At 73.9% G+C, this 25,788-nt stretch carries 14 protein-coding genes; 1 reads left to right on the top strand and 13 read right to left on the bottom strand.

The window, feature by feature from the left end:
• Positions 1-3 precede the first annotated feature (3 nt).
• From BSL84_RS14090 to BSL84_RS14050, 9 genes are all read right to left on the bottom strand, one after another.
• A complete protein-coding gene (locus tag BSL84_RS14090) occupies positions 4-1,575 on the bottom strand; it encodes a long-chain-fatty-acid--CoA ligase (RefSeq protein ID WP_030028434.1) in 1,572 nt (523 codons plus the stop codon).
• A gap of 17 nt (positions 1,576-1,592) precedes the next feature.
• Positions 1,593-3,044 (bottom strand): polyketide synthase, encoded by a 1,452-nt coding sequence (locus tag BSL84_RS14085; protein ID WP_075970457.1) that lies wholly within the window; start codon positions 3,042-3,044, stop codon positions 1,593-1,595.
• Positions 3,045-3,048: 4 nt separating this feature from the next.
• Positions 3,049-9,507 carry a type I polyketide synthase gene (locus tag BSL84_RS14080; protein WP_199838722.1) on the bottom strand — a complete coding sequence of 2,153 codons (6,459 nt, stop codon included), beginning with the start codon at positions 9,505-9,507 and terminating at the stop codon, positions 3,049-3,051.
• A gap of 52 nt (positions 9,508-9,559) precedes the next feature.
• On the bottom strand, positions 9,560-9,955 hold the full coding sequence (locus BSL84_RS14075) for an acyl carrier protein (protein ID WP_075970456.1): 396 nt from the start codon (positions 9,953-9,955) through the stop codon (positions 9,560-9,562).
• On the bottom strand, positions 9,952-10,536 hold the full coding sequence (locus BSL84_RS14070; protein ID WP_199816123.1) for an FcoT family thioesterase: 585 nt from the start codon (positions 10,534-10,536) through the stop codon (positions 9,952-9,954). Before BSL84_RS14070 ends, BSL84_RS14075 begins: the two co-directional genes overlap by 4 nt.
• A gap of 21 nt (positions 10,537-10,557) precedes the next feature.
• Positions 10,558-11,796 carry a cytochrome P450 family protein gene (locus tag BSL84_RS14065; RefSeq protein WP_158879868.1) on the bottom strand — a complete coding sequence of 413 codons (1,239 nt, stop codon included), beginning with the start codon at positions 11,794-11,796 and terminating at the stop codon, positions 10,558-10,560.
• A gap of 20 nt (positions 11,797-11,816) precedes the next feature.
• On the bottom strand, positions 11,817-13,016 hold the full coding sequence (locus BSL84_RS14060) for a cytochrome P450 family protein (protein WP_075970455.1): 1,200 nt from the start codon (positions 13,014-13,016) through the stop codon (positions 11,817-11,819).
• A gap of 39 nt (positions 13,017-13,055) precedes the next feature.
• Complete coding sequence (gene scoE, locus BSL84_RS14055; RefSeq protein ID WP_030027876.1) at positions 13,056-13,946, bottom strand: TauD/TfdA dioxygenase family protein; 891 nt, start codon at positions 13,944-13,946, stop codon at positions 13,056-13,058.
• 65 nt (positions 13,947-14,011) lie between these two features.
• Positions 14,012-14,722, bottom strand: a complete 711-nt coding sequence (locus BSL84_RS14050; protein ID WP_075970454.1) for a lysophospholipid acyltransferase family protein — start codon at positions 14,720-14,722, stop codon at positions 14,012-14,014.
• Between the two features lie 188 nt (positions 14,723-14,910).
• On the opposite strand from BSL84_RS14050, the gene BSL84_RS14045 reads away from it, so the two are divergent.
• Positions 14,911-15,162, top strand: a complete 252-nt coding sequence (locus tag BSL84_RS14045; RefSeq protein ID WP_075970453.1) for an acyl carrier protein — start codon at positions 14,911-14,913, stop codon at positions 15,160-15,162.
• Positions 15,163-15,262: 100 nt separating this feature from the next.
• On the opposite strand, the gene BSL84_RS14040 is transcribed toward BSL84_RS14045, so the two are convergent.
• The 4 genes from BSL84_RS14040 to BSL84_RS14025 form a co-directional block, all read right to left on the bottom strand.
• On the bottom strand, positions 15,263-17,011 hold the full coding sequence (locus BSL84_RS14040) for a beta-ketoacyl synthase N-terminal-like domain-containing protein (protein ID WP_234308356.1): 1,749 nt from the start codon (positions 17,009-17,011) through the stop codon (positions 15,263-15,265).
• A gap of 2 nt (positions 17,012-17,013) precedes the next feature.
• Entirely contained in the window at positions 17,014-23,259 is a 6,246-nt protein-coding gene (locus tag BSL84_RS14035) for a type I polyketide synthase (protein ID WP_107484795.1), read from the bottom strand.
• Between the two features lie 121 nt (positions 23,260-23,380).
• Entirely contained in the window at positions 23,381-24,565 is a 1,185-nt protein-coding gene (locus BSL84_RS14030) for a beta-ketoacyl synthase N-terminal-like domain-containing protein (RefSeq protein ID WP_075970452.1), read from the bottom strand.
• On the bottom strand, positions 24,562-25,785 hold the full coding sequence (locus BSL84_RS14025) for a beta-ketoacyl-[acyl-carrier-protein] synthase family protein (protein WP_045321441.1): 1,224 nt from the start codon (positions 25,783-25,785) through the stop codon (positions 24,562-24,564). The genes BSL84_RS14030 and BSL84_RS14025 overlap by 4 nt, the downstream gene beginning before the upstream one ends.
• Positions 25,786-25,788 lie beyond the last annotated feature (3 nt).

Raw genomic sequence — 25,788 nt, 5'->3', positions numbered from 1 at the left:
ACATCAGTTGACCTGACGCTCCCGGTCTTTCCAGAAGCGGTCGCGCAGTTCCCGCCGGAGGATCTTTCCACTCGGGTTGCGCGGCAGGGTCTCGATGAACTCGAAACCGGACGGAATCTTGAAGTCGGCGATCGTGCCCTTGAGGGAGAGCACCAGCTGCCGCGGAGTGACCTCGTGACCGGGCCTGACCACGACGAACGCGTGGATGGCCTCGCCCCAGCGCTCGTCCGGGACACCCACGACCGCAGCCTCCACCACTGCCTCGTGCCGGGCGAGCGCGTTCTCGATCTCGGCCGGATACACGTTCTCCCCGGCCACGATGACCGTGTCCTTGATCCGGTCGCAGATGAACACGTAGCCGCCGGCGTCGAGATAGCCGGCGTCCCCGGTGTGGATCCAGCCGTCCACGAGGGTGTCCGCGGTGGCCTCGGGCAGCCCCCAGTACGACAGCATCCGCGACGGCGTGCGCAGGCACACCTCCCCGATCGCGCCCGTGGGCAGCTCCCGGCCCGCCCGGTCGACGATCTTGGCCTCGAAGCCCGGATAGGGCCGCCCCGCGGCCTTCAGCCGGGCCCCGCCGGGCACGTGCTCGTGCGGCGGCAGGCAGACCGCGGTGTTCCCGGTCTCGGTGAGCCCGTAGATCTGCGCGAACTCGCAGCCGATCCGCTCCAGGCACTCCTGGAGCAGGCTCTCGGAGATGGGCGAACCGCCGTAGACGACCTTGCGGAGGGTCTCGAAGTCGGCGCTGACGGCGCCCGGTTCGGCCAGCATCATCTGGAGCATCGCCGGGACCAGGCAGGTGGTGCTCACCCCGTGCTCGCGGATCAGCCGCACCGCCTCGCCGCTGACGAACATCCGCATGGCGACATTGGTGACCCCCGCGTTGAAGCCCTGCGTCGCCCACCAGAGGCCGCCGATGTGGAAGCCGGGGATGCCGATGAGGCTGACGTCGTCCTCACGCCAGTCGATCCACCGCAGTCCCTCGGACGCGAGGGCGTCGCGCACCTTGAAGAAGCTGCGGTGCGCGAGCACCACGCCCTTGGGCAGGCCCGTGGTGCCGCTCGTGTAGATCTGGGCGATCGGGTCGTCGGGGGAGGCGGACGTCTCCGGGTCGGCGTCCGAGTGCCCCGCCTGCCAGGCGGTGAAGGCGCTGCCGGGCCCGTCCGGCCCGTCGAGCGGGACGACCAGCACCGGCGAGGGCAGTTCGGCGGCCGCCTTGTGCGCGACGTCCAGGAACTCGTCCTCGACGAAGAGCAGCGCCGTCCCCGAGTCCCGCAGGATGTGGTCCACCTCGGAGGCCGTCAGCCGCCAGTTGATGGGCACGAGGACCGTGCCGGCCTTCGCACAGCCGAAGAGGATGTCGTAGTAGTGCTCCGACTCCTTGCCCAGGTACGCCACCCGGGAGCCGCGCACCGCCCCGGCCGCGTGCAGCGCGCGGGCCGTCCGGTTGCTGCGCCGGTGCAGCTCCCCGTAGCCGACCTCGCGGCCCTCGCAGACCACGGCCGTCCGGTCGGGGCGCTCGGCGGCGTGGAAGGCCGCCGTACGGTCCAGGGTCTGCAACTGCGGGTGGTACATGTCCGGCTCCTCGCTCCTCAAGTCCACTGGTTGCCCTCGGGCCAGTACCGGCGGCCGCGTACGGGCGCCGGCCCGGGCGGCTGCCGCGGGGGCCCGTCCACGCCCTCCATCAGGACGTGCGCGTTGGTTCCGGTGAAGCCGAACGCACTCACCCCGGCCAGCCGCCGCGGCCCCTCCGGCCACGGCTGCGAGGCCGTCGGCACCCGCAGCGCCATGCGCCGCCACGGGATCGCCGGGTCCGGCACGTCGAAGCCGGGCTGCACCGGGACCGTGCGGTGGTTCACCGCCAGCACGGCCTTGATCAGGCCGGCCGCGCCGGACGCCGTCTCCAGGTAGCCGAGGGTGCCCTTGGCGGAGCCGACGAGCAGTTCGGGGGCGTCCGCGGAGTCCCGGCCGTAGACGCCGGCGAGGGTTTCCGCCTCGATGACCCCGCCCAGCTTGGAGCCGTTGGCCTGCGCCTCGACGTAGCCCACCTCGTGCGGGTCGATCCCGGCGGAGCGCAGCGTGTCCGCGATGACCCGGCGCTGGCCCAGCGCGGACGCCGCGGCCATCGCGGGCCGGTCGCCGTGCTGGTGGATGCCGCTGCCGCGGACCACGGCGTACGGGGTGTCCCCGTCCGCCTTGGCGTCGGACTGCCGTTTCAGGACGAGCACCCCGCAGCCCTCGCCCCGCACGTGCCCGTCGGCCGCCGCGTCGAAGGGCCGGCTGCGGCCCGTCGGCGAGACCATGCCGGCCTGGGCGAACACCGCCGTCGTGAACGGCGCCAGCAGCAGGTGGCAGGCGCCCACGACGGCGAGGTCGCACTCGCGGGCGCGCAGCGCGTGCGAGGCCAGGTGCAGCGCGGTCAGCGCCGAGGAGCAGGCCGTGTCGACGGTGAGCACCGGGCCGCCCAGGCGCAGCCCGGTGGCGACGCGGGCGGCGGCGGCGCTCAGCGCGCCGCCGGTGCCCATGTACGGGGACAGGCCCTCGGGTCCGACCCCGTTGCGCAGGCAGGCGTAGTTGTACTCGACGGTGCTCACCCCGGCGAACACCCCGACCCGGGCGTCGGTGCCGGGCGCCGCCCCCGCGTCCTGCAGTGCTTCGGCCGCCACGGTCAGCAGCAGCCGCTGCTGCGGGTCCATGAAGGCCGCCTCCTCCTCGCCGATGCCGAACCGCTCGGCGTCGAAGACGTCGATGTCCGCCAGGTAGGAGCCCTGGCCGAGCAGTTCGGCCAGGGGTGCCAGGTCGGGCGCGGCCACGTTCCACCGGGGGCGGCCGGCGGAGTCGACGGGTATCCCGCCGCCGCCGGCCACCACACGGCCGTCCCGCAGCGCCTCCCAGTACTGCCGGGGGCTGTCCAGGCCGCCCGGCAGGCGGCAGGCGAGGCCGGTGACGGCGATGCCCTCGCTCTCGCGCAGCCGCTGCCGTGCCAGCATCAGGACCAGCTGCTTGTGGGAGAGCCCCGACAGGGACTCGATGTACTCCCTCACCGCGTCACAGGTCCATCAGGTCGGCGAGTTCGGCGTCGGCGTCCGCCTCGGACAGCTCCCGGACGTCCTTCGGCGCCCGGCCCGCGGACGCCTCGTCGGCGGCCGGCGGGGCGATCTCCTGGTCCAGGTACTCGGCCAGCAGCAGGATCGACGGGTAGTCGAACACGATCGACGTCGGCAGCGGCACCTGGAAGCCCGCCTCCAGGGCGTTCTTCAGCTCGACGGCCACCAGGGAGTCCAGTCCCAGCTCGGTGAACTTCGCGTCCGCGGGGACGTCGTCCGCGCCCTCGAAGTGGAGGAGCACGGCGATCCGCTCCCGGATCAGCTCGTTGACGGTGGCCCGGCGCTCGGCCCGGGGCAGGGCCCGCAGCGCCTCCAGGTCGACCTTGCGCACCGCCGCGGCCGACGCCCGCGCCACCTCGCGGTAGAGCGCGCTGACCGCCGGGCGCCCGGACGCGTACCGGTCCCAGTCGAACTCACCGACGGTGACGTGCGACTCGCTGCCGCCCAGCGCCTTGAACAGGCACCGTGCGCCGTCCGTCGGCTTCAGGAACCGCATGCCCTGGCCCTCGATGCCGCGGATCAGGTCGGCGCTGAGGTTCGCGGCCATGCCGACCTCGGCCCACGGCCCCCAGCCGATGCTGAGCCCCGGCAGGCCGGCCGCGGAGCGCCACCGCATCACCGCGTCGACGAAGGCGTTGCCGGCCGCGTAGTTGCCCTGCGCCACCGGCCCCAGCACCGAGGCCACCGAGGAGTAGCCCACCAGGAACGGCTCCTCGGGGAAGGTCCGCAGGACCTGGTCGAGCTGCCAGGTGCCGAACACCTTGGCCTCGAAGACCTTCTCGATGCTCTCCCAGTCCATCGCCGAGACCGGCATGTCGGCCAGGACGCCCGCGCCGTGGAAGACGCCCGCGAGCGGCCGGCCGGTCGCCTTCAGGTCCTCGGCGATGCGCCGCACGTCCTCGGCGCGGGCGATGTCGCCCTGGTAGGCGGTCACCGAGACGCCCTCGCCGAGGCCGGCCGCGATGGCCGCGGTCCGCTCGGCGGACACGGCGCGGCGGCTGACCAGCGCGATGTGCCGGGCGCCCAGGGCGACAAGGCGTTCGGCGGTGACGGTGCCGATGGCGCCCAGACCGCCCGTGATCAGGTAGGTGCGGTCGGCGGCGATCTCCACCGGCCGGGCCGGCCGGTCGCCCGACGCGGTCAGGTCGAGGACGAGCTTGCCGATGTTCGCACCCCGGCTGAGGACCCCGAACGCCTCCTCGATCTCCTCCAGGGAGTACGAGGTCGTCGGGATCGGCCGGATCTCCTCGCGCTCCAGCAGGCCGGCGACGGTCTCCAGGATCTGCTTGTTCACCGAGCGCAGCTCGTCCTCGGGGAACTCGCTGAGGTCGAAGTTGTGGTAGGCCACGTCCGGACGCGCCTCGCGGGCCTGCTCCGCGGACCAGATGCCGATCTTGCCGAGCTCCACGAAGCGCCCGCCGCGGCCCAGCGCCCGCATGCCCTCGGCGATGTACTCCTTGTTCAGGCTGTTGAGGACGATGTCGACGCCCGCGCCGCCGGTGATCTCCAGGATCCGGTCGGCGAACTGCGGGGAGCGGGAGTTCAGGACGTGCTCGACGCCCTGGGCGTGCAGCAGGGCCTGCTTGCGCGGGCTGGCCGTGGCGATGACCTCCGCCCCGGCGAGCTGCGCCAGCTGCACCGCGGCCTGCCCCACCCCGCCCGCGGCGGCGTGCACCAGCACCTTGTCGCCGGCCTTGATGCCGGCCAGGTCGTGCAGGGCGTAGTACGCGGTCACGTACGCGGTGGCCAGACCGGCCGCCTCGGCGAAGCCGATGTTGGCGGGCTTGCGCACCGCCATGGCCGACGGCACCGTCACCCGGCGCTTCATGCACCCGAGGTGGCTGAGGACGACCTCGTCGCCCGGCGCGAACTCGGCGTCCGGTCCGGCCGCGAGGACCGTGCCGGAGCCCTCGAAACCGAGGGGCAGAGGCTGGTAGGGCACCCCGGTGTCCTCGGCGTGCTGCTTGAGCAGGCCGAGGGCGTTGAGGACGTCCTTGAAGTTGAGGCCCGCGGCGTGCACCTGGACCTGCACCTCGTCGCCCTGGGGGGCGGTGTCGGCCAGCGGCACCGGCTTGATGTGGGCGAACTCGCCGTACTCCGTCACCGTGAGCTCGAAGTTGCCGTCGTCCGCGGCGGCCGGCTCCACCGGGCGCAGCCGGCGCACGTGGCGGTTGCCCGCCCGGTAGCCGATCTGGAACTCCTCGGCCTCCGCGGCCAGCCACTCGTCGGCCAGCGACCGGGCGTCGCCGCCGTCCGGCAGGTCGACGAGGGTGACCTTGTACGTCGGGTACTCACTCCACAGGGACAGGCCGAAGCCCCACAGGGAGGAGGCCGGCACGGCGCCGGCACCCGGGGCGGGCACGTCGCCCGGCAGCCGCTGGGCGCCCTCGGTGACCAGCCACAGCCGCTGTTCGCGGCCGAAGCCCTGCTGCTCCAGCGAGGCCAGCAGCGCCAGCAGGTCCCGGTAGTTGGCCTCGGACTCGGCGCGCAGCCGCTCCTCGGTGACCGGGCCCGGCCGGTCACGCCAGAACCAGGCCACATCGGTGGGCCGGCCGGACAGGGACTCGGCGGCGCGGGCCGCCGACGCGGCGTCCGGGGCGAACGCCAGGGCGGCGTCGGCCGCCGTCAGCTCGGGCACCGCCCCCGCGAGGGCGTCCCCGTCCCGGCCGACCACCAGGATCCGGCGGGCGGCGCCCTCCGCGGCGCGCCGCACCAGCGAGCGCTTGGTCCAGCGCGGGGTGTGGAAGAACCTGCGGCGGGGCCCGCCGGCGGTGTTGGCGACCCGCTTGAAGCCCAGGTCGCGTACGACGAACAGCGGCCGGTCGCCCTCCAGCAGCAGCAGGTCGGCGGTGAGTTCGCCGTCGGCGCTCTCCTCGCCGGTGATCCGCGCCAGGCTGCGCAGGGCGCCCTGCTTGGGCTTCTTCAGCAGCTGGAAGGTGCCGAAGGCGACCGGGAGGTAGGTGTGGCCGTTGTCGAGGACGGCCGCGAGGGACTGGATGACGTTGTCGAGGACGGACGGCGGCATGTGCTCCACCGCGCCGGCCGGGCGGCCGAGGAGCTGCGCGACGGCCACGCCGTCGCCCTCGCGGGACAGCAGCTCGATGCGCCGGAACTCAGGGCCGTACTCCAGGCCGAGGTCGGCGAAGTCGGCGTACAGGTCGTCCGCGCGGCGCGGGGCCGGGGACGTCGCGCCGGTGTCGGCGGCGGCCCGTGCGGTCAGTTCCGCCGCCGCCCGCTCCAGCTCGGGCAGGAGGGTCCAGCCGGCGGCTATCCGGGCGACGGCGTGCCGCCGCTCGATGGCCCGGCCGGAGCCGTCGACCCGGCTGACGATCTCCACCTCGGCGCCGCCGTCCGGCAGCGGCGTCAGGCGGGTGCGGACCTCGGTGGGCTGGTCCTCGGTGAGGATCAGCGGTTCGAGGATGTGCACGCCCTCCAGCGGCCGGCCCGTCTCGCCGTACACGGCGTCCTGGAGCGCCAGCAGGATCTCGACGTAGCCCGCTCCGGGGAACACCACCTGGCCCATGACCACGTGGTCGGCGAGCTGTGCCGGACGGTCGGGGGCGATGGTCGCGGCGAACTCGCGCACGCCCCGCTCCCGGCCCGCGGGGTCGGTGATCTCCTCGCCCAGCAGCGGGTGGTGGACGCGCGAGGCGTCGGCCACCAGTTCCTTGGAGTGCCGGACGCCGTTGATCGGGAGCCAGTAGCGCTTGCGGTCGAAGACCGTGCGCGGCAGCGGGACGCGGCGGCGCGGGCGGCCCGCGTGGTAGCCGGCCCAGTCGACGTGCAGGCCCGCGGCGTAGACGTCGGTGAGCGCCTTGCGGGCCGTGGCGCCGGCGCTGTCCTGGGTGCCGGTGCTCGCCACCCACACGTGGTCGCGGGCGTCGAGGATGCGCCGGCCCAGCCCGAGCAGCGTCGCGGCGGGCCCGACCTCGATGAAGACGTGGCGGCCGCGGGCGCCGATCGTGGCCATGCCCGCGCTGAAGTCGACCGGCTCGCCGATGTGGCGCACCCAGTACTCGGGGGTGGCCAGCTCGGCCGGGTCGGCGACCCGGCCGGTCAGGTTGGAGACCAGGGTCAGCTCGGGCACCCGGAAGTCGATCGTGGCGACGACCTCGCGGAACGCGTCGAACACCTCGTGCATCAGCGGCGAGTGGAAGGCGTGCGAGACCGGCAGCGCCTTCGTCTTCACCCCGCGGCCGGCGAGCACGGCGGTGATCTCGGCGAGGGAGGCGGTGCCGCCCGAGACGACGCACTGGCCGGGGGCGTTGAACGCGGCGAAGGACACGTCCGCGTAGGACTCCAGCAGCGGCGCCACCTCCTCGGCGGCCGCCGTCACGGCGACCATGCCGCCGGGCGCGGTCACCGACTGCATCAACCGGGCGCGGGCCGTGACCAGGCGTACGGCGTCCTCCAGCGAGAACAGCCCGCCGATCGCGGCGGCGACGACCTCGCCGATGCTGTGGCCGATCAGGACGCTCGGTTCGATGCCCCAGCTCAGCCAGAGCTTCGCGGTGGCGTACTCCAAGGCGAACAGCGCCGGCTGGGTGAAGCGGGTCTCGTGGATCACCTCGGCGTCCTCGGCGGTGCCCAGGACGAGGTCCTTCACCGACCGGCCGAGGCCCTGCGCGAACAGCCGGTCGCAGGTGTCCAGGTGCTCCCGGAACACCGGGTACGCCTCGTACAGGGATCGGCCCATCCCCGGGTACTGGGAGCCCTGCCCGGTGAAGAGCAGCGCGACCCTGCGCAGGTCGGAGGCGGCCGCGGGCACCTTGTCCAGGAGCGCCTCCAGCTCGGCGCGGTCGCGGACGACACCCGTCAGGCGGGTCCCGAAGTGGGCGCGGCCGACGTTGCCGGTGTAGCAGAGGTCGGCGAGGTCGGCGTCCGGGTTCTCGGCGAGGAAGGCCCGGTAGTTCCGGGTCTGGAGGGCCAGGGCCTTCTCGCCCTTGGCGGAGAGGGTGAAGACGTGCCCCGCGGCTTCCGGCTGCTGCTCCTGGTCGGGCTGCGCGCCGCCGGCGGGTGCGGGCGGCTGCTCCAGCACGGCGGAGGCGATGGTGCCCTGGAAGCCGAAGGAGTTGATCAGTGCGCGGCGGACCGGCGCGGTCCAGGCGCGGCCCTCGTTCGGCACCTCGACGGGCATGTCCGCCCACGGGATGTGCGAGGAGGGCTTGTCCACGTGCAGGTGCGGGTAGATCTCGCCGTTCTGCAGCTGGAGCGCGGCCTTGACGACACCGCCGATGCCGGCGGCCGCCTCCATGTGGCCGATGTTGCTCTTGAGCGAGCCGACGACGAGCGGCGTGTCCGCGGTGTGGGACCGGGAGAAGACCCCGCTGATGGCGCCCATCTCGATGGGGTCGCCGAGCGAGGTCCCGGTGCCGTGCGCCTCCACGTAGGAGACGTCGCCGGGCTCCAGCATCGCCGCGGCCAGCGCGGCCCGCATCACCTGCTCCTGCGCGGAGCCGTTGGGGACGGTCAGGCCGCCGCTCTCGCCGTCCTGGCGCACGGCCGTGCCGCGGACCAGGGCGACCACCCGGTCGCCGTCGCGCAGTGCGTCCGACAGCCGCTTGAGGACGACCATGCCGCAGCCCTCGGCGCGGCTGTAGCCGTCGGCCGAGTCGTCGAAGGTCTTGCACATCCCGTCGGGCGAGAGCATGCCCGCCTGGGAGAAGACGATGTGGTTGCGCGGGTGGTGGATGGCGTTGACGCCGCCGCACAGCGCGATCTCGCACTCGCCGCGCCGCAGCCCCTCGACCGCGAGGTGCAGGGCGACCAGCGAGGAGGAGCAGGCGGTGTCGATGGCCATGCTCGGGCCGCGCATGCCGAGGAAGTAGGAGATGCGGCCGGCCGCGACGCTGTGGGCCGTACCGGTGCCCACGTTGGCGTCCAGCTCGTCGTAGGCGAGGTCGTCGATCTCGATGGTGTAGTCGACGCAGCTGATGCCGACGTAGACGCCGCCGTTGCCGCCGCGCAGGGCGGTCGGGTCGATGTTCGCGTGTTCCAGCGCCTCCCAGGCGGTCTCCAGTACGAGCCGCTGCTGCGGGTCGATGTACTGGGCCTCCTTGGGGGAGATGTTGAAGAAGCGGGGGTCGAACCGGTCGATGCCGTCGAGGAAGCCGCCGCTGTGCGGCAGGATCCGGCCCTTGGCGTTCTCGCCGCCGGACGCGAACTCCGCGACGTTCCAGCGGGATTCGGGGATGGGGCCGGTCCCGACACCGCCGGCGCGCAGGAACTCGGTGAAGCCCTCGGGGGTGTCGTTGCCGCCCGGGAAGCGGATTCCGGCGCCGACGATGGCGATGGGCTCGTACTTCTCCAGCATCAGCTCCTTGAGGAGCTGCTTGTGCTGCCGGAGTGCCTCACGGGACGCCTCCAGCTCATCCTGCTCACGCGCGGGCGTGTTGGGCACGGTCTTTCCTCCAGATCCGGCAGGGCCGCGGGGCCCTGCCGGAGAGACGTGGTCAGGCCTGGTAGAGGTCGCTCAGCAGGTCGTCGACCAGGGACTTGCGCAGGTCGGGTGCGCCCGGCCCGGCGGGTGCCGCCGGGTCGGGCGCGGGCCTGCCGTCCAGGGGCTGCGTGAGCAGGTGGTCCAGGAGCCGGTCGACCGTCGGGCTGCCGAAGAGCACGGACGTGTCGATGGTGACGCCGAGACCGGCCTCCAGCCGCTGCTTGATCTCGGTGGCGCGCAGTGAGGTCAGGCCCAGGTCGAAGTAGTTCTGGTCGAGCGGAACGGTTTCGGCCCCCGTCATCAGCAGGGCCGTACGGAACTCCCGGACCACGACGGCCTCCAGCTCCGTCCGCCACTCCGACCGGGGAAGCCGCCGGAAGCGGTCGGCCGCACGGGGGTCGATGGTCATGGCTGCACCCCAGTCGTCGCAGTCGTCGGGTGGGTGATGGCGATCTTCACTTCGCCGTGGCAGTTGCCGCCGCTCGCGTCCCAGTACCGGCAGGCGGTGTGGACGACGAGCAGCGGCTCGCGGATGTCGCTGCCCTCCCACTCCACGACGTCCAGGATCTGGATCTCGCCGGAGAAGTGGCGGCCGCGCATGGCCCTTTTGAAGGTGCTGCGGAAGTCGGTGATGAGGAAGTCGGCCAGCTGGCGCTGCCAGTAGTCCTCCATGGACCAGTGCGCGAAGGACTCCAGGAGTCCGTCCTGCACCGACTTCGCGATGACGTAGTACAGCATCTGGTTGTAACAGATGTTGAACTCCACCGAGTTGAAGTGCCCGGTGTCGTCGATGTAGCACGACTCCGGTATCTCGAACTCGCAGCGGGCCGAGACCAGCCCGGCCGGCCCGTCGCCCCCTACCGCCACCTCGCACGACTTCAGGTACTGGCAGTGCTCCCGGTAGGGCACCAGCACCTGCGCCAGCAGGCCGGTGTCGGTGCCGAGCCGGCCGGGGCGGGACCCGGCCGGTGGAGTCCTTGTCTGCGTCACGTGTCTCTCCAGAGCCCGCACTCAGTAGGAGACGGGCAGTGCGACGGGTGAACGGATGAAGTAGGCCGGCCGCAGCCGGACGTCCTCGGCCGGGATCGTGAGCTTGAGATCCGGCAGGCGCCGCAGGACCACTTCGAGTGCGACCGCGATCTGGATGCGCGCGAGTTCGGTACCGGGGCAGTAGTGCGGCCCGAAACCGAAGGCGACGTGGCGGTTGTTGGGCCGTGCCATGTCGAAGGTGTCGGGCTCGTCGAACTGCAGGGCGTCGCGGTCGGCGGCGCCGAGGGAGAGCAGCACGGTGTCGCCGGCGGGGATGGTGACGCCCCCGAGCTCGACGTCCTCGGCGGCGAACCTCCTGGCAGCGGTGTGGTTCGACCCGAACATCCGCAGGAACTCCTCGACGGCGTCCGCCATGAGCTCCGGCTCCTTGCGCAGCCGCTCGGCGAGGGCGGGGTCCTGCAGGAGCGTGTGGATGGCGCAGCCGATGACACCCGCGGTGGGGTCGTAGCCCCCCAGCAGGACCATGAAGCCCATGCCGATCAGCTCGTGCTGGTCGAGGCTTCCGCCTTGGTCGTCCTTGCCTTCGATCCACTCGGTCCAGATGTCGTCGCCCGGCTCGGCCCGCTTGCGTTCGATCAGGTCGGTGAGGACCTTCAGCATCCCGACGCCGCCCTCGCGCATCTCCTCCGGGTCGATGCCGAGGATCACGTCCGCCCACCGCCGGAAGCTCGTGCGGTCCTCCTGGGCGATGTCGAGCATGTCCGCGATGATCTCGATGGGGAGCGCGGCGGCGTACGAGGACATCAGTTCGGTCTCGCCGTGCTCGCCGAGCTCGTCGACGAGACGTTCGGCGACCTCGACGATCCGCGGCCGCAGCAGGCGGACCCGCTTGGGCGCGAACGCCATGTTCATGAAGCGGCGCAGGCGGGTGTGCTCGGGCGGGTCCTCCCGTACGAGCGACTTGGTGAACTCCACCGGCAGCGGGAACCGGTGGTAGGTGTCCTTGGCGTGCCGCACGTGGCGTACGAGCCGGTGGTCACCCAGCCCCTGGCGGACCTCGGCGAAGCGCGTGACCAGCCAGGCCTCCACGCCGTCCGGTGTCCTGATGTGGTGCACCGGACCCTCGGTGTGCAGCCGGCGGTAGGTGGCGTAGGGGTCGGCGAAGAACTGGGCGTCGAACGGTGTGCCGAGCGGCCCCACGGGGCACCGGGCGGCGCTGACCTGCACGGTGTCCTCCGCCAGGTCCTGACTGCGCTCCAACTTCGTCTCCTCGCTGTGCATCAGACCGTGATGTGCAGGGACTGGGGGACCCGGATGATGTAGGAGGGCCGCCAGACGACCTCTTCCTCGGGGTTGGTGAGGCGCATGTTCGGGAAGCGGCGCACGAGCTCGCCGAGGGCGATCTGGAGTTCCTTGCGGGCCAGCTCCTTGCCGGGGCAGTGGTGCGGGCCGCGGCCGAAGGCCAGCTGCCAGTTCTCCTCGCGCCCGAAGTCCATGACCTCGGGGTCCTCGAAGCGCACCGGGCAGCGGTTTGCCGCGCCGAGCGAGATGAGCACGCAGTCGCCCTTGGCGATGTCCACGCCGCCGATGTTCATGTCCTCGGCGGCGAAGCGGCGGATGCCGCTGTGCGTGGAGCCGTCCCAGCGCATCAGCTCCTCGACCGCGTCCGGGATGATCGCCGGGTTGTCGCGCATCAGCGCGGCCTTGTCCGGGTTGTTGAGCAGGGCGAGGGTGGACGCGCCGATCTGGCCGACGGTGGTGTCGTATCCGCCGAGCAGGAGGAAGAACGTCATGCCGATCATTTCCTGATCGGTCAGCGGCTGGCCGTCGTTGTCCTGGGCGGTGATCCAGTACGAGATGAGGTCGTCGGTGAGGTTCTTGCGCTTGTCGGCGATGAGCTCCGTGACGAAGCCCAGCAGGCTGACGGCGGCCTGCTTGGCGGCCACCGGCTCACCGCCGAGCAGGGTGTCGCTCCACTCGCGGAAGTTGCTCCGGCTGTCCTCCGGGACGCCGAGGATGTCGCTGGTCATCGTGATGGGCAGCGGGGCGGCGAGCAGGTCCATGATGTCGCCGCCGCCGTCCGCCTCGATGCGGTCGAGAAGGGCGGCGGTGACCTCGTGGATGCGCGGCTCCATGGCCGCGATCCGCTTCGGGGTGAAGGCGAAGTTCATGAACCGCCGCAGGCGGGTGTGCAGGGGGCCGTCCTCCATGTGGAGGTTTCCGGAGCGCACGATCTCCGGAAGGATCTCGTTCTCGTAGTCCTCGCCCGCGTAGCGGCGGTTGCGGACCAGACGGCGGTCCTTGAGCGCCTCGCTGGCTTCCTCGTACTTGGTGACGAGCCAGACGAGCGTCCCCTCGGGGAGACGCACCCGGTGTACGGGCGCTTCCTCGTGCATCTGCGCGTACACCGGGTAGGGGTCGGCGAAGAACTCCTCGTCGAAGGGGTTCTTGTGACCGGTGACGGGACATCCGATGGTCATGACTACCTCGTTGTTCGGGGTGGGTGCAGACGGTGGGGGTCAGGCGCCGATGCCCTCGTAGAAGGGGTACTGGTCGTACACGGTCACGCGGTGCGAGACGGCCGGCTCCGGGGTGGCGGTGTGCAGGGCCCGGTGGACGAGGCTGCGGTTGTCCCAGACCAGCAGGTCGCCCTGCTCGAAGGTCTGCAGGTGGATGTTCTCGTGCTCGAAGGTGTCGTCGAGCTGGCCGCTGGACTCCAGCAGGGCCGTCAGCAGGGACTTGTCCAGCGCGTTGCCGTCCGCGTCCAGCAGGCCGGTGGTGAAGCCCTCGCTGATGTAGAGGACGGTCTCGCCGGTGGCGGGGTGCTTGAAGGCGGTCGGGTGCGGCGACGGGGGCGTCTTGGCCTGGATCTCGTCGACCAGCTCGCCGACCGGGCGGTAGACGTCCTCGGGGCGGATCTTGAAGTAGCGGCTGACGTTCTGCACCGCGCGGGTGCCCTCGACGGCGTGCTTCAGCTCGTCCGACAGGCCCTCGTAGGCGCGGCCCATGTCGATGAAGAAGGTGCCGCGGTTCTTCTTGGGCACGACCTGCGGGTAGATGAGGGTCAGACCGAAGGGGTTCGGCATGAACTGGTAGTCCGCGTGCCAGAACTTGCCGGTCTTCGGGACGCCCACCTGGGTGCCGTCCGCGCTCGCCACGTTCGAGGACACGAAGATCTCGGAGACCTCAGGGTGCTGGTACATGGGCTCGTAGTACGTCTCCACGGTGCCGAGGCGGCGGCCGAGCTCGGCGAATTCCGGGGAGGACAGGTGCTGGTTGCGCAGCACGACGATCTTGTCACTGTAGACGCGGTTCTTGATCTCCTCGAAATCCGCGTCCGCGGCGGTGTTGAGATCGAATCCCTCGACGGTTACGCCGAACTTCTTGTCTTCCTGGCGGGAAATCTTCACGAGAACCTCTCTCGGTGGTCAAGTCGCGCTCGGAACGAGGGTATCGGCGGGGGCTAAAGCCCTTCTTATTCCGTGCTTGTCGCCGCCGTGGCCGCGGATTCCGCAGCCGCCCGGCTCTTGACGGTCGCGGCATAGGTGTCCACGTATTCCTGGCCGGTCAGGGCGGATATCTCCCGGGTGATCCGGTTCGTGACCTCGCGGCGCGCGCTGCGGTCGGCCTCCCGTCCGGCGTACTCGGGGAAGGTCATGGGGGTGCCGAAGCGGACGTCGAAGCGGGATACGTAGAGGCGTCTGGCGCCGGCCGGGTGCACCCGCTCCGTGCCGATCAGCCCGCAGGGGACCACCGGCGCCCCGCTCCGCATCGCGATCCACGCCGTGCCCGTGTTGCCCTTGTACAGGCGGCCGTCGGGCGACCGGGTGCCCTCGACGTGCACGCCCACCCCGTGGCCCTCGCGCATGATCCGCAGGGAGGTCTCCAGCCCCGCCATGGTCGCGGAGCCGCTCGTGCCGTCCACGGAGATCATCCCGACGGAACGGAAGAACAGGCCCTGCAGCCGCCCCTTCAGACCGGGCATCTCAAGCCAGCCCTGCTTACCCACGAAATACAGGTGCCGCGGGACCAACAGCGCGATGAATATCGAGTCGAAAAAGGACAGGTGGTTCGCCGCGACGATGAAGGGGCCGGACCTCGGCAGGTTCCCGACACCGCTGACACGGGGCCGCAGGACGAGCCGAAGCGGAATGAGGAGGAGCCGCCTCAGCAGCATCCGGAGCATGTGCAGGTCTCCATCTCTGAACGTCTCGGCCGAGCGTTCACCGGGAATATAGGAGCGAGCGCCGGGGCGGGCAAGACGGGTTTAGTGCCGCGATCAGCCGGATGAAAGGAGCGCTTTAGCCGCGCGTAGTGCGCCTGTTGTTAGGCTGCTGCGCGTTTCACTGCTCAGGATCCAGAGACGAGGATGTCGTGCCCCAGCCCGCCGATCTTGCTTCCGTCCGTGCCTTCGTCGAGCGCGAACTCGTCGACTTCGGGGCGGAGCCCGACGCGATCACGGACCAGGCCAGGCTGGACGAGCTGGAGATCGACTCGCTCGGCGTCGTCGAGCTCACCGCGTCCGTCAAGCGCGAGTTCGGCGTCGACGTCCCCCTCGAAGCGCTGACCAAGGACCTCACGGTCGCCGCCGTCGTCGCCCTGATCCAGGACGCGGCAGCGGCCTGACCGCACGGCCGCGCCGCGGGTACACGCGAGGGCCGGTCCCGGATCACCGTCCGGGAGCGGCCCTCGCGCGTACCCGCGGCGCGGCCGTGCGGCGGCGCGGTCAGCCCGCGGGCGGGTGCTCCGCGTCGAACGGGGCGTAGCGCCGCCGCTCCCACGGGTACGCGGGCAGGTCGACGACCCGGCGGGGCAGGTCCGCGAACCCGGGGGCCGCGTCCGCCGCGACCTCCCTCACCTCCGGCGGCGCCAGGCCCTCGGCGACGGCGGCCAGGGCGGCCGCCGCCCGGTGCCGGTCGGACGCCTCGACCCTGATCCGGGCGGCCAGGGGCGTACGGCCGTGCGTGACGGTGTAGGCGAAGGCGGCGTACTCCTCGTCCTTGATGCCGGCCAGCCGCGCGGCCAGCCGCCCCGCGTACGAGCGCAGCGCGGCCGGCGTCCGGGCCGACACCTCGAAGCCGGCCACGGGGACTGCGGCACCCGGGGCCGGGTCCGGCTCCGGTGCGCCGAGTACGACGTGGGCGTTGGTGCCGCTCATGCCGAAGGAGCTGACGCCCGCGTACGCGCCGGCGCCGGCGGGCCACGGCTCCAGCTCGGTCGGGACGCGCAGGCCCGTCCCCGACAGGTCGATGCGCGGGTTCAGGGTGGTGAAGTGCGGTACGGGCGGCACCGCCCGGTGCCGCAGGCTCAGCATCGCCTTGATCAGGCCCAGCACACCCGCCGCCGACTCGGTGTGGCCGAGGTTCGCCTTGGCCGAGCCGAGCAGGACCGGCGCGCCCGTGCCGCCCGGCCGGCCCAGAGCCGCCGCCAGCGCCTCCACCTCGATCGGATCACCCAGCGGGGTACCGGTGCCGTGGGCCTCCACATGGCCGATGTCGGCCGGACCGAGGCCCGCCTCCGCCAGAGCCCGCTCCACCAGCCGGGTCTGCGCCAGCACGTTGGGCGCGGTGAAGCCCGAGGCCCGCCCGTCGTGGTTGACCGCCGAACCGTGGATGACCGCGTGCACCCGGTCGCCGTCGCGCACCGCGTCCGCCAGCCGCTTGAGGACCACGATGCCGCAGCCCTCGGACCGGGTGAAGCCGTTGGCCCGCGCGTCGAACGGACGGCACACCCCGTCCGGGGACAGGGCGCCCGTGCGAGCCGCGAGCGCGGTCCCGTGCGGTGACAGCACCAGGTTCACCCCGCCCGCCACCGCGATGTCGCACTCGCCGCTGCGCAGCGCCTGCCGCGCCAGGTGCACCGCCACCAGCGAGGAGGAGCAGGCCGTGTCCACGGCCATGGCCGGGCCGGTCAGGCCCAGCGTGTGCGCGAGGCGCCCGGCGGCGAAGCAGTGCCCGTTGCCGGTCGCCCAGTACGAGTCGGGCCCCTCGCGCATCCACTCCCGGTAGTCCTGGCCGGTGATGCCCACGTACAGGCCGGTCGCGGCGGCCGCCGCCCGGCCGGCGGGGATGCCGGCGTCGTCCAGGGCCTCCCACACCACTTCGAGGAGCATCCGGTGCTGCGGGTCCAGAGAGCGCCCCTCGCGGGGCGCGACACCGAAGAACGGGCCGTCGAACTCCAGCACCTCGTCCAGGAATCCGCCCCGGTGCGGCACCTCGTCCCAGGCCTCCCCGAAGGGCGCCCGGCGCGCCTGCGGGATCGGGCGCACCGCGTCCGTCCCCGACACCAGCGCCGACCAGTAGCCGTCCAGGTCCTCGATGCCGCCGGGGGCCCGCAGGCCCACGCCGACCACGGCGACCGACCGGTCGCCCCGCAGCGCCGCCAGTTCCTCCCGCAGCGCGCGGATCGTCTCCATCGCCCGGCTGACCGGCGTCGCGCGGACCGCGCCCGCCGCCTTGCCGCTGTCCTGTCCCACCGTCAGGCCTCCTGTTCCGCGAGCCGTTCCACCAGCGCGCCGGCCAGCGGCCGCAGCGCCCCGTACGTCCACAGGAGCGTCGGCGACAGCCGCAGCCCCAGATCGGCCTCCAGCCGGTTGCGCAGCTCCAGGCTCATCAGCGAGTCCAGGCCGAGCGACTTCAGGGGCGTCTCGCGGTCGATGGAGTCCGCGGACAGCCGCAGCACCCGGCCGGCGAGCTGCCGTACGCGCTCCTCGACCACCGCGTGCCGCTCCTCCTCGGTGCAGCCGCCCAGCAGCTGGCGGAAGTCGCCGCCCGACCCGGCGCCCGGCTCCCTCGCCGTACGCAGCGGGCTCCAGCTCGGCAGCCCCGCCGCCGCCGGGTACGTCTCGAACCAGCGGCGCGGGTCCAGGGCCACGTACCCCACGACGCTCTCGCCCTCCGCGAGGAAGGACTCCAGCGCCCGCCAGGCCTCGGCGGCCTCGAAGCCGTCCATGCCGCGGTCCGCCAGCCGCTCGCCGCGCTCGGCGGACCGGGCCGCCAGGCCGATGCCGTCGAAGGTGCCCCACTGGACGCTGAGCGCGGGCCGGCCCGCGGCCCGCCGGGCGGCGGCCAACGCGTCCATGTACGTGTTGGCCGCGGCGTAGGCGGACTGGCCGACGTTGCCGACGAGCCCCGCCGCGGAAGAGAACAGCACGAACAGGTCCAGCGGATCGTCCGCCGTCAGCCGGTCCAGTGCGGCGGCGCCGTCGGCCTTCGGCGCCAGCACCCGGGCCACGCCCGCCGGGTCGAGGTTGCGTACGACGGCGTCGGAGAGGACGCCCGCCGCGTGGAACACACCGCGCAGCACCGGAAGTTCGGCCCGCACCTGGGCGAGCGCCAGGTCCAGGGAGGTGGCGTCGGCGACGTCCGCGTGCACGATCGCGACCCGGGCGCCGGCCGCGCGCAGCGCCGCGACACGCTCCGCCGCCCGCGCGGAGGGCTCCGAACGGCCCAGCAGGGCCAGGGCGGTGGCCCCGCGCTCCACCAGGTGCTCGGCCAGGGACATCCCCAGGTCCCCCAGGCCGCCGGTGATCAGGTAGGTGCCGTCGGCGCGGAAGCGGCCGTACGGCAGCGGGTCCGCGACCACCCGCTCGACCGTCTGCGGGCCGTACAGCACGAACTTGCCGATGTGGTCGCCGTGCGACATGGCGCGCAGCGCCTCCGCCGCGTTGTCGAAGGTGTACTGCGTGACGGGCAGCGCCGTGAGCCGGCCGGCCTCCACCTCGTCCCAGACCGCGCGGAACAGACGCGCGAACCGCTGGGGCCGCCGCATGACGAGCCCCTCCAGGTCCACGGCCGCGAAGCTGACGCCCTTGCGGAAGGGGGCGAGGCCCAGTGTCCGCTCGCCGTGGATGTCCTTCTTGCCGACCTCGACGAACCGGCCGTCCTCGGCGAGGACCTCCAGGCCGCGCGCGATGGCGGCGCCGGTCAGCGAGTTGAGGACGACGTCGACGCCGCGGCCGCCGGTGCGCTCCAGCACGGCGTCCGCCCACGACAGGTCACGCGAGTCGAAGACGTGCTCGACGCCCAGTTCCCGCAGGTAGGCGCGCTTGGCGGCGCTGCCCGCCGTCGCGATGACCTCGGCGCCCAGCATCCGCGCCACCTGGACGGCGGCCAGACCCAGACCGCCGGCCGCCGAGTGGACCAGGACGGTCTCGCCCGGCTCCGTGCGGGCCAGGTCGTGCAACGCGTACCAGGCGGTGGCCAGGACCAGCGGCAGCGCGGCGGCGTCCTCCTGCGACATCTCCCCGGGCACCGGCCGCGCGTGGTCGGCGCGGACGGTCACGTGCGAGACGATCGCGCCGAAGACGCAGGCCACCACCCGGTCGCCGACCCGGAACCCGGTCGTACCGGGGCCCACCGAGACGACCCGGCCCGAGCAGTCCCCGCCGAGCAGGTCCTTGCCGCCGGCCTCGTCGGGGTAGGTGCCGACGGCCTTCATCACGTCGATGAAGTTGAGGGAGGCCGCCTCCACCTCGATCTCGATCTCGCCCGGCCCGGGCCTGCGGCGCACCAGCGGCAGGTAGCGCAGGGACTCCCACAGCCCGGGCCGCGGGCCCGGGTGCAGCCGGAACGGCTGGCGGCCGGTGTACGGCAGCGGCGCGTCCGGGTCGTCCGGGCGGTGCCCGCCGCGCTCCAGCCGGCCGGCCAGGCGCCGCTCCCCGCGGCTGAGGACCTGGTCCTCGCGCTCGGCGTCCAGCAGCTCCCGTACGACGCCGGCCGTCCACCCCTCGCCGCCCGCGGTGTCCACCAGCCGCGCCGCGAGCCCCGGGTGCTCGCCCTGCAGTACCCGTACGAAGCCCCAGTACAGGGCCGCTCCGGGATCGGGAGCCTCGGTGGCCGACGCGGCCTGCGCCCGCGTGGTCAGCACCGTCAGGCGGGGCGCCACCGGCCGGTCCGCGCAGGCCGCGGCGAGCGCGCCGAGGGCCTCCAGGCCCGCCCGCTGCTCCTCCTCGCCCGCCGACCGGTCCGGGGCGGCGAACACGACCTCCCCGCCGTCGGCGGCCCGCAGCGCCTCGGCCCACGCCCGCGTCCCGTCGGCCCCGGCCCGTGGCAGCGTCACGGCGGTGCCGCCCAGCGCACCGGCCAGTTCGGCGACGGCGGCGCGGGCCGCCTCCGGGCCGCAGACCAGCCACGGCCCCTGCTCGGCGCCCTGCGCCGGGCCGGCGTACGGGCGTTCGTGGAAGCCGAACCGGTGCACGCGCTCGGGAGCCGGCCCGGACCGCTCGCCCGTGCGCAGGCGGCGCAGCTCCAGCCCGCTCACGCGGGCCACCGGCTGGCGGTCCGGCCCGTACAGGGCCAGGTCGAAGAGCCCGTCGGGGCGGCGCACCGCGTGCACCCACAGCTCCGTCAGCTCCGAGGGCCGCCCCGGCAGCAGCGCGAGCCGTTCGATCGCGACGGGCACCACGGTGTCCTCGTGCCCGCACAGCGCGAGGGAGACCTGGAACGCCCCGTCCCACAGGGCCGGGTGCAGCACGAACCGGCGGGCGCCGGGCCGGCACTGCTCGGCCAGGGCCACCCGGCCCAGCGCCTCGCCGCCGTGCACGCGCAGTTCGCGTACGCCCTGGAAGGCCGGGCCGTACCGCAGGCCGCGGGCGGTGCAGGAGCGGTAGAACGCGGCCCCGTCGACGGCCGGTTCCCGCACCAGGCCGGCGGGGAAGACCGGCGGGGCGGCCTGCTCGGCGCGGTAGGAGGCGTGCGCCGTCATGTGCCGCGTCCAGCCGTCGCCGCCGTCGGGCAGCGACAGCACCTCCAGGCCGGCGCCCTCGCCGGCGTCCTCCCGCCAGACGCCGCCCAGGTGCAGGCCGCCGTCCGCGAGGGTCATGTCGCTGAGGAAGGACAGGCCGCGCAGCGACTGCGGGACACCGCCGGTGCGTGCGGCCGCCGTGCCCAGGCACAGCTCGATGGAGGCCGCGGCGGGCACGACGACGGCGTCGTGCACCTGGTGGTCGGCGAGCCAGGGATGGGATCCGGTGCCGATCTCGGTGGTGCCGTGCCAGGTGCCCGCCTCGGTCGGCAGCGGGGCGAGCGGGAAGGCGAAGGCGGCCGACCGGCCCGCTCCGCGCTGCGGCGCACCGACCCAGTAGCTCTCGCGCTGCCACGGGTACGCGGGCACTCCCGCGTCCCGCGACCTCGGGCGCGGCCCGTACGCCGTCAGGCCCGCGACATGGGCCTGGGCGAAGCTCTCGGCCAGGTCCTCGGGGGCGCCGCGGTCGCGGTGCAGGGTGCCCAGCACGGCCGGCGGCTCCTTGCGCAGCGCGCCGATCTGCTCCAGCGCCGGCACCAGGACGGGGTGCGCGCTGACCTCCACGACGTGGGTGACGCCCTCGTCGAGGAGCGCGTCCATCGCCTGCGCGAAGCGCACCGGGCGGCACAGGTTCTCCACCCAGTACGCCCCGTCCATCTCCGGGCCCGCCAGTTCCGCGGCGCGCACCGTGGACATGAGGGGGACCGAGCCCTCGCGGGGCCGGACCGGGGCCAGCACGTCGTGCAGCTCACCGGTCAGGTCCAGCATGAGCGGGCTGTGGGAGGCGTAGTCCACGTTGATCAGGCGGCAGTACGTGCCGTCCGCCTCCAGGAGCTCCTTCAGCAGCAGCACCGAGTCGCCGTCGCCGGAGAGCACGCAGGAGCTGGGGCCGTTGTGCACGGCGAGCGCCACACAGTCCTCGAAGCCCTCCAGGGCCGCGGCGGCCGCGTCGGCGTCGAGGTCGACGGCGAGCATCCGGCCGGTGCCCGCCGCGGTGCGCAGCAGGACGGCGCTGCGCCGGGCCACGACGAGGGCGGCGTCCTCCAGGGAGAGGATCCCGGCCACGGTGGCGGCGGCGATCTCGCCCTGGCTGTGGCCGACGACGACGTCCGGTTCCACGCCGGCCGTGCGCCAGGCGGCGGCCAAGGCGACGGAGACCGCCCACAGCACCGGCTGGACGATGTCGACGCGGCCCATCCAGGCGTCGCCGTCGCGGCCGGTCAGCACCTCGGTCAGGGACCAGTCGGTGTGCGGGGCGAGCGCTTCGGCACACCGGTCGACCACCGCGGCGAACGCCGGGTCCTCGGCGTACAGCCGGGCGCCCATGGCGGCCCACTGCGAGCCCTGGCCGGGGAAGACGAAGGCGGTACGGCCGCGGTCGCGGGCCCGGCCGGCGGCGGTGCCGGTCGCGGTGGCCTCCGGGTCGGCGGTGTAGGCGTCGAGCGCGGCGCGCAGGCCGTCGCCGTCGGTGGCGACGAGGCCCGCCCGGAAGGGGAACTGGTCGCGCTGCCAGCCCAGGGTGGCGGCGATCTCCCGCGGATCGGCGCCGGGGGCGTCCAGGGCCCCGCGCACGTCGCGGGCGCGCTGGACCAGCGCCGCCTGGCTGTGGCCGCTCAGCGGCAGGACGAAGGGCCCCCGGCCGCGGTCCGGCGGCGCGGCCCCGTCCGCCGCGGCGGAGCCCGGCGCGCCGCCCGGCGGGGCGGCGGTGATCACGGCGTGGGCGTTGGTGCCGCCCCAGCCGAAGGAGCTGACGCCCAGGTAGACCGGAGCGCCGTCCGCGGGCAGCGGCAGCGGCTTCCGTACGACCTCCAGGCCCAGTTCGCCGAAGGGGATGTCCGGGTTGAGCTCGGCGGAGTGCAGGCTGGGCGGCACGACGCCGTTCTTCAGCGAGAGCACCGCCTTGAACAGCCCGGCGAGCGCGGCCACCGGTTCGAGGTGCCCGATGTTCGTCTTCACCGACCCGATGCCGAGCGGTCGGCCCGCCCGTTCCGGGGCCTGCCCCAGCACCCTGCCCAGGGCGGTCGCCTCGACCGGGTCGCCCGCCCGGGTGCCGGTGCCGTGCGCCTCCACGTAGGCGACCCGGTCGACGGGGATCCCCGAGTCGGTGTACACGCGGCGCAGCAGGTCCTCCTGGCCGGCCAGGCTGGGCGTCACCAGGCTGGTGCCGCCGCCGTCGTTGTTCGAGGCGGTGCGCACGATCACGGCGTGCACCCGGTCCCCGTCCCGGCGGGCCCGCTCCAGGGTCTTGAGGTAGACGGCGGCCACGCCCTCGCCGCGTACGAAGCCGTCCGCGCCGGCGCCGAAGGCGCTGCACCGGCCCTTGGGGGACAGGCCGCCGAAGTGGGTGAGGCCGATGGTCACGTCCGGGGTCAGCATCAGGTTGGCGGCGCCGACCAGCGCGCCGTCCACGTCGCCGGCCCGGATCGCCTGGCAGGCCAGGTGCAGGGCGACGAGGGAGGAGGAGCAGCCGGTCTCCAGGGTCAGGCTCGGTCCCGTGAGGCCGAGGAAGTAGGAGATGCGGGCGGACAGCATGTCGAGGGCGTTGCCGGATATGGAGTGCTGGGTCGGGCGGGCGCCGCGGTCCTCGCGCAGCCGCTCGTAGTCCTGCCACAGGCCGCCGAAGTAGACGCCGGTCCGGGTGCCGCTCAGGCTCGCGGTGGGCACTCCGGCGTCCTCCAGCGCCAGCCAGCTCGTCTCCAGCATCAGCCGCTGCTGCGGGTCGAGGACCTCCGCCTCGCGCGGTGAGACCCCGAAGAAGGCGGCGTCGAACTCGTCGATGCCTTCGAGGAAGCCGCCGTGGCCCTGGATCTCCTTCTCCGGGTCCAGGGGCTCGTCGGTCCTCCACCGGGCCGACGGAATCGGGCGGATCGCGTCACCGCCGTCCATGAGCAGGTCCCAGAACCGGTCCGTGTCGGGAGCCTCGGGGAATCGCCCCGCCATTCCCACGATGGCGATCAGCTCAGCCGGGTCGTGATGCACTTCCTACCTCCGTACGGCAGGGGGCCGGAGGTCCGGATCTCCCTGGTTCGTTCATGGCTTCTGGTACGCGGGCCGGGCGGGCCGGGTGAGCCGGGCGGGCCGGCGGACGAGGCCCGCGGGCCTACGGGGTGCGCAGCACCACGGCCGAGGCCTGGCCGTCCGCGTCGGCCGTCAGGACCAGCGCGGGCCCGCCCGCCAGGTCGCGCGGCCCGTCCGAGGCGGCGACGGCCGGCAGGTCCGGATCGGGGCCGCCCCAGTTCGCGGTGGGCGGGGCGCACCGGTCGGCGAGGGCCCTCGCGGTCAGCGCGACCTGGAGCAGGGCGGTGGCGCCCGCGCAGTCCCCGAGGGCGCCGAAGGGGCTGTGGACGGGAGTGGCGGCGCCGACGGCCCCGTGCACGGCGAAGGCCTCGGCGCGGTCGACGTACGGGTCGCCGGCGGCGGAGCAGCAGACCAGGGAGAGGTCCCCGGCCGCGACGCCGGCCTCGCGCAGGGCCGCGGCGACGGCGGGGGCGGCCGCGCTCGCGCCGTCGGCGCCGCCGCGCAGGGTGCTCACGCCCGCGATCTCGGCGTGCACCCGCGCGCCCCGGGCCCGGGCCCGCGCGACGTCCTCGACGACGAGTACGACGGCGGCCTCGCCGGGAGGGGCGCCGGCCCGGTCCGTGCCGAACGGCCGGGGCGTGCCCGCCCGTTCACCGGCGGCCAGCCGCAGCGGGTCCAGTACGTCCACGGCCGCGACGAGCACGGCCTGCGCCTGCCCCGTACGGACCTGGTCGGCGGCGACGGTCAGCGCGTGCGCCCCGGAGCAGCGGCCGGCCGTGACGGTGACGATGCTGCCCTGGGCGCCGGCGGCGATGGACAGGTCCGAGGCCGCGGCGTTCAGGCTGCCCTGCGGGCCGGCGTACGGGCTGACCAGCTCCGGTCCGAGGGTCAGGCCGTCGCGCATCACCCGGAGGTAGCCCGTCAGGCCGCCGGCGGCCGTGCCCAGGACGACGGCGGTCTCCTCCGGGTCCGGGGCCGTGTCCGGTCCGAATCCGGCGTCCTGCCAGGCGAGCATCCCGACCCGGGAGACCAGCAGGGACTCGCGGCTGAGCGCGCGCAGCCGCTTGCGGCCGAAGGCCGGTACGTCCGGCAGGTCGTCGGCGAGCGCGCCGGCCGTCGCCTTCACCGCGCCCGGGTACAGGCCGTCGGTGGCGGCGGCCGGTGTGAGGCCGGTCCGCCCGGCCAGCAGCGCCTCCCAGGTCGCGTCGAGGCCGCCGCCGAGCGGGCAGGCCAGGGCGATGCCGGTGACGGCGGCCGTGGGGCTCATCGTGCGCTCCCTGCTGTGCTCATGCGGGTGAAGACGGTGCAGGCGGTGTTGCCGCCGAAGCCGAACGCGTTGTTGACGGCGACCCGCACCGGCGTCTCGCGCGCCTGGCCGCGGACGACGTCGACATCGCACTCGGGGTCCAGGTCGACCAGGTTGGCCGTGGGCGGGACCACCCCGTCGCGCAGCGCCAGGACGCAGGCCACCGCCTCGATGGCGCTGGCCGCGCCCTGGGTGTGCCCGAGGGCCCCCTTCAGCGAGGTCACGGCCGGTGTGCGGGGGCCGAAGACGTCCCGCAGGGCCTGTGCCTCGACGCGGTCGTTGGAGGGGGTGCCGGTGCCGTGGGCGCTGACGTGGTCGACGCGGTCGGGGGAGATCCCGGCGGACTTCAGGGCCCGCAGCATGGAGCGGCGGGCGCCGCTGCCCTGCGGGTGCGGGGCAGTCATGTGGTGGGCGTCCGACGCCGAGGCCCAGCCCGCGAGTTCGGCGTGGACGTGCGCGCCGCGCCGGCGGGCGTGCTCGTACGACTCCAGGACCAGGGCGGCCGCCCCCTCGGAGACGATGAGCCCCGCGCGGTCGCGGTCGAAGGGCCGCAGGAAGTCGGGGGCCAGCGAGCGCAGGCTGGAGAACATCATCATGATGCCGCTGGACAGTTCGTCGACGCCGCCGGCGATCATCACGTCCGCGCGTCCCGCCCGGATGGTGTCCGCGGCGTGGGCGAGCGCGCTGTTGCCCGAGGCGCAGGCCGTGGCGACGGCCAGGCCCGGTCCGCGGAAGCCCAGTCGGCGGGCCACCGCGTCGGTGAGGTCCGGCGCCGGCCCCGGGCCGGGCGCCTGGCCGGTGCCGTCGCCTCGGTGGAAGCCGGTCACGGCCGGTTCGAGCCCGGCGCGGCTGCCGAGGAGGGTGCCCAGGCAGACGCCGGCCCGGTACGGGTCGCCGGCCCACCGGGAGATCCCGGCGTCGGCGGCGGCCGCGTCGGCCGCGGCCCCGGCGAGCGCCAGGCTGCGCCGCCCGCCGGCCCGCGGCGCGTCGAAGCCGGCGACCTCGCCGGCCAGCGCGGCCGGGAAGTCGGCCGCGTCGGGGCGGGTCAGCGGGCCCGTGCCCACCACCCCGCGGACCGCGGCGTCCCAGAAGCCCGCCACGGTCGTGCCGATCGGCGTGAGCACGCCGAGCCCGGTCACGACGACCCGTACGGGCCCCGTCTGCGCTGCCATCGCTGCCATCAC

Source organism: Streptomyces sp. TN58, from assembly GCF_001941845.1.
In the GTDB taxonomy this organism is placed as follows: Bacteria; Actinomycetota; Actinomycetes; order Streptomycetales; family Streptomycetaceae; genus Streptomyces.
The sequence above is the reverse complement of the archived record's forward strand: the minus strand, read 5'-3'. Positions and strand labels throughout refer to the sequence as shown.

Coding starts and splice junctions, on each gene's coding strand:
- BSL84_RS14060 (WP_075970455.1), bottom strand. CDS start 13,016: ATGACCATCGGATGTCCCGTCACCGGTCACAAGAACCCCTTCGACGAG.
- BSL84_RS14090 (WP_030028434.1), bottom strand. CDS start 1,575: ATGTACCACCCGCAGTTGCAGACCCTGGACCGTACGGCGGCCTTCCAC.
- BSL84_RS14030 (WP_075970452.1), bottom strand. CDS start 24,565: ATGAGCCCCACGGCCGCCGTCACCGGCATCGCCCTGGCCTGCCCGCTC.
- BSL84_RS14050 (WP_075970454.1), bottom strand. CDS start 14,722: ATGCTCCGGATGCTGCTGAGGCGGCTCCTCCTCATTCCGCTTCGGCTC.
- BSL84_RS14075 (WP_075970456.1), bottom strand. CDS start 9,955: ATGACCATCGACCCCCGTGCGGCCGACCGCTTCCGGCGGCTTCCCCGG.
- BSL84_RS14025 (WP_045321441.1), bottom strand. CDS start 25,785: ATGGCAGCGATGGCAGCGCAGACGGGGCCCGTACGGGTCGTCGTGACC.